4 protein-coding genes are annotated in these 4269 nt (G+C 29.9%); all 4 read left to right on the forward strand.

The window, feature by feature from the left end; translation table 11 throughout:
• Positions 1-920, forward strand: a 920-nt coding sequence (locus ELQ11_RS09300) for a UDP-glucuronic acid decarboxylase family protein (RefSeq protein WP_134225294.1), incomplete at its 5' end; no start/stop codon positions are given.
• A gap of 5 nt (positions 921-925) precedes the next feature.
• Positions 926-2224 carry a UDP-glucose/GDP-mannose dehydrogenase family protein gene (locus tag ELQ11_RS09305; RefSeq protein WP_134225295.1) on the forward strand — a complete coding sequence of 433 codons (1299 nt, stop codon included), beginning with the start codon at positions 926-928 and terminating at the stop codon, positions 2222-2224.
• Positions 2221-3195, forward strand: coding sequence for a UDP-glucose 4-epimerase GalE (galE, locus tag ELQ11_RS09310; RefSeq protein WP_134225296.1), 975 nt, complete (start codon positions 2221-2223; stop codon positions 3193-3195). Before ELQ11_RS09305 ends, galE begins: the two co-directional genes overlap by 4 nt.
• A 1-nt stretch (position 3196) precedes the next feature.
• A partial coding sequence (gene glf, locus ELQ11_RS09315) for a UDP-galactopyranose mutase (RefSeq protein ID WP_134225297.1) occupies positions 3197-4269 on the forward strand: 1073 nt, incomplete at its 3' end.

Genomic DNA, 4269 nt, shown 5'->3' on the forward strand with positions numbered 1-4269 from the left:
TAGGTTCTAATTTATGTAAAAGACTGCTTAGTGAAGGCAATAAAATTATTTGTGTAGATAATAACTATACAGGTAGAATGGAAAATATCAAAGAACTTTTAGAAAATGAAAATTTTACTTTTATAGAGCATGATATTTGTGAGCCATTAAAAATCACACAAAAGCTTGATCAAATTTATAATTTTGCTTGCCCAGCTTCTCCACCTGCTTATCAAGGAAAACACGCCATAAAAACAACAAAAACAAGTGTGTATGGCGCTATAAATATGCTTGAACTTGCAAAAGAGCATAATGCAACGATTTTGCAAGCTTCAACTTCAGAGGTTTATGGAGATCCACTCGTTCATCCACAAAATGAAGAATATAGAGGCAATGTAAATCCTATAGGAATTCGCGCTTGTTATGATGAAGGGAAAAGATGTGCTGAAAGTTTGTTTTTTGATTATCATAGACATGAAGGCGTTGATATTAAAATAGTAAGAATTTTTAACACCTATGGAGAAAATATGGATCCAAATGATGGCAGGGTTGTAAGTAATTTTATATGTCAAGCTTTAAGTGGAAAAGATATCACAATTTATGGAGATGGTTCGCAAACGCGTTCTTTTTGTTATGTTGATGATTTAATTGATATTATTATTAAAGTAATGAATTCTTCAAAAGATTTTCAAGGACCTATAAATACTGGCAATCCTAGCGAATTTACCATAAAAGAATTAGCACAAAAAATTATAGAAAAAACAGGTTCTAAATCAAAGATTATCTATAAAGATTTACCATTAGATGATCCAACTCAAAGAAGACCTGATATTTCTTTAGCTAAAGCTAAATTTAATTGGGAGCCAAAGATAAATTTAGATGAAGGTTTGGAAAAAACTATAAAGTATTTTAAAGAAAAAATTACAGAATTTAAAGGATAAAATATATGAAAATAGGAATCATAGGAACAGGTTATGTTGGACTTCCAACAGGTGTTGGGCTAGCAGAACTTGGCAATGAGGTTATTTGTATAGATAGAGAAAAATCAAAAATTGATGCCTTAAATAATGGAATTTTAACAATTTATGAGAATAATCTTGAAGATCTTTTTCATAAAAATGTAAAAGAAGGTCGTTTAAAATTTACAACTTCTATGAAAGAAGGTATTAAAGATGCAGATTTAGTGATCATAGCAGTAGGAACTCCACCGCACCCAGTTACAAAAGAAGCAGATATGAAGTATATTCATGCAGCTGCGACTGAGTTAGCGGATTATTTAACAGGTTATACAGTAATTGCTACAAAATCCACTGTTCCTGTTGGCACAGGCGATGATATAGAAAGTTTAATTAGCAAGAAAAATCCAAATGCAGAGTTTGATGTTCTTTCTTTGCCTGAATTTTTAAGAGAAGGTTTTGCAGTATATGATTTTTTCAATCCAGACAGAATTATAGTAGGAACAAATTCACAAAGAGCAAAAGCAGTGATAGAAAAGCTTTATGAGCCTTTTAAAGGAAAAAGTGAGTTGCTTTTTGTAAATCGCCGTTCTTCAGAAACTATTAAATACGCCTCAAATGCATTTTTGGCTATTAAAATTCATTATATTAATGAAATGGCAAATTTTTGTGAAAAAGCTGGAGCTGATATTTTAGAAGTTGCTAAAGGTATGGGTCTTGATACTAGGATAGGAAAACGCTTTTTAAATCCTGGGCCTGGATATGGAGGTTCATGTTTTCCAAAAGATACTTTAGCTATGGCTTTTATGGGTAAGCAAAATGATATCGATTTAACTTTAATCAATGCAGCTATCAAGGGAAATGAAGAGCGTAAAAACCATATGTGCGAAAGAATTTTAAATAGTATTAAGGATATCAAAAATCCAAAAATAGCCGTACTTGGCCTTGCTTTTAAAGATGGCACTGATGATTGTAGAGAAAGTCCCGCTGTAGATATTATTTTTAAACTCTTAGAACAAAAAGTTAAAATTTGTGCTTATGATCCAAAAGCTATGGATTTAGCTAAACAAATTTTAGAGGATAAGATTGATTATGCTGATTGCATGTATGAAGCCATAAAAGATGCTGATGTGATTGCTATACTAACAGAATGGAAAGAATTTTCAAGTCTTGATTTAAAAAAGGCTTACGATTTGGTAAGGCATAAAAAAATTGTTGATTTAAGAAATTTACTTGATAAAAATGAAGCTATAAAGTTAGGTTTTGAGTATCAAGGTGTAGGTAGATGAAAAATATTTTGGTTGTAGGTGGTGCAGGATATATAGGCTCACATACCTTAAAACATTTACTAGATAATAATTATAATTGTATTGTCATGGATAATCTCATCTATGGACATAAACAAGCTATAGATAAAAGAGCTAAATTTATCCATGCAGATTTATTAGATACTTTTTCTTTAACTAATGTTTTTAAAAAAGAAAAAATAGATGCCCTAGTGCATTTTGCAGCTTTTGCTTATGTAGGAGAAAGTGTTGTAAATCCTGCAAAATATTATCAAAATAATGTAGTAGGAACTATAAATCTTTTAAATGCAATGCTTGAAAATAATGTTAAGGATATAGTATTTTCAAGCACTTGTGCAACCTATGGAGAACCACAATATACTCCAATTGATGAAAAACATCCTCAAAATCCTATTAATGCTTATGGAAGAACTAAGCTTATGATAGAACAAGTTTTTGCTGACTATGAAAAAGCTTATGGTTTAAGGCATATTTCTTTAAGATATTTTAATGCAGCAGGTGCAAGTAAGGATGGACTTATCGGAGAAAGTCATGAACCTGAAACTCATTTAATTCCTTTAGTTTTAAAGGCTATAAAAGGAGAAATTCCTGCTATAAATATTTTTGGAAATGATTATGATACCGAAGATGGAACTTGTATAAGAGATTATATTCATGTAGAAGATTTAGCATTGGCTCATCGTTTAGCCTTGGAAAATTTACATAAATTTAGCGGTTGTATAAATCTTGGTACCGGAATAGGTACAAGTGTAAAAGAAATCATCAGTGCAGCTGAAATTGTAAGTGGTAAAAAGTGCCCTATAAATTATACACCAAGAAGGGATGGGGATCCTGCAAGATTATACGCAGATAATAAAAAAGCAAAAGAAATCTTATCTTGGAAAGCAAAATATACTGATATTAAAGATATAATTAAAAGTGCTTGGGATTGGGAAAATAATAGAAAGTATTAAAATGAAAAAAGTAAAAAATTTAATCGTAGGTTGTGGGCTTAGCGGGGCTATTTTAGCTGAGCGTTTAGCTAGTAAAGGACAAGAGGTTTTAATCGTAGATAAAAGAGAGCATATTGGTGGAAATATTTATGATTATAAAGATCAAGAGAGTAATATAACAGTGCATAAATATGGACCCCATGTTTTTCACACTAGTATAAAAGAAGTTTGGGAATATCTAAGTCGTTTTACAAAATGGCATTATTTTATGTATAGAGTAAAAGCTTTTATAGATGGTAAAGAGGTAAATATCCCATTTAATCTTGATACTTTGCATAAAGTTTTTCCAGAGTATTTAGCTAAAGAGCTTGAACAAAAATTAGTAAGTAAATTTACTTTTAATTCCAAAATTCCTATTTTAGAATTAAAAAATGCAAACGATAAAGATTTAGAATTTTTAGCTGAATATATTTATAAAAAAGTTTTTTTAGGTTACACGGTAAAACAATGGGGTGTAAAACCTGAAGAACTTGATTTTTCAGTTAGTGCAAGAGTTCCTGTATATATAAGTCGTGATGATAGGTACTTTGTAGATACTTATCAAGCTATACCAAAAGATGGTTATACAAAAATGATTGAAAATATCATCAATCATCCTTTGATAAAAGTACAATTAAATACTGATTTTAAAGACATAAAAAAAGATATAGAATACGAAAGATTATTTTATACAGGAGCGATTGATGAATTTTTTGACTATAAATTTGGAAGATTACCTTATAGGAGTTTAAATATAGTATTTGAAACTTTTGATAAAGAGTATATGCAATCAGGCCCTCAGATAAACTACCCTGAAAATTATGATTTTACAAGAAGTGTTGAGTATAAATATTATCTTGATGAAAAATCTACTAAAACCATACTTTCTTATGAATTTCCTTGTGAATACGAAGAAGGTAAGAACGAAAGATACTATCCTATACCTAATGATGAAAATCAAAAGCTATATGAAAAATATTTAAAAGAATCTGCTAAACTTACAAATGTGTATTTTTTAGGTAGGCTTGGCGATTATAAATATTATGATATGGATAA

The sequence above is a fragment of the Campylobacter sp. US50a genome, from assembly GCF_004379015.1.
Lineage (GTDB): Bacteria > Campylobacterota > Campylobacteria > Campylobacterales > Campylobacteraceae > Campylobacter_D > Campylobacter_D jejuni.

Bases quoted from the DNA above. Each gene is read 5' to 3' on its own strand.
- ELQ11_RS09305 (WP_134225295.1), top strand. From the start codon at position 926: ATGAAAATAGGAATCATAGGAACAGGTTATGTTGGACTTCCAACAGGT.
- galE (WP_134225296.1), top strand. From the start codon at position 2,221: ATGAAAAATATTTTGGTTGTAGGTGGTGCAGGATATATAGGCTCACAT.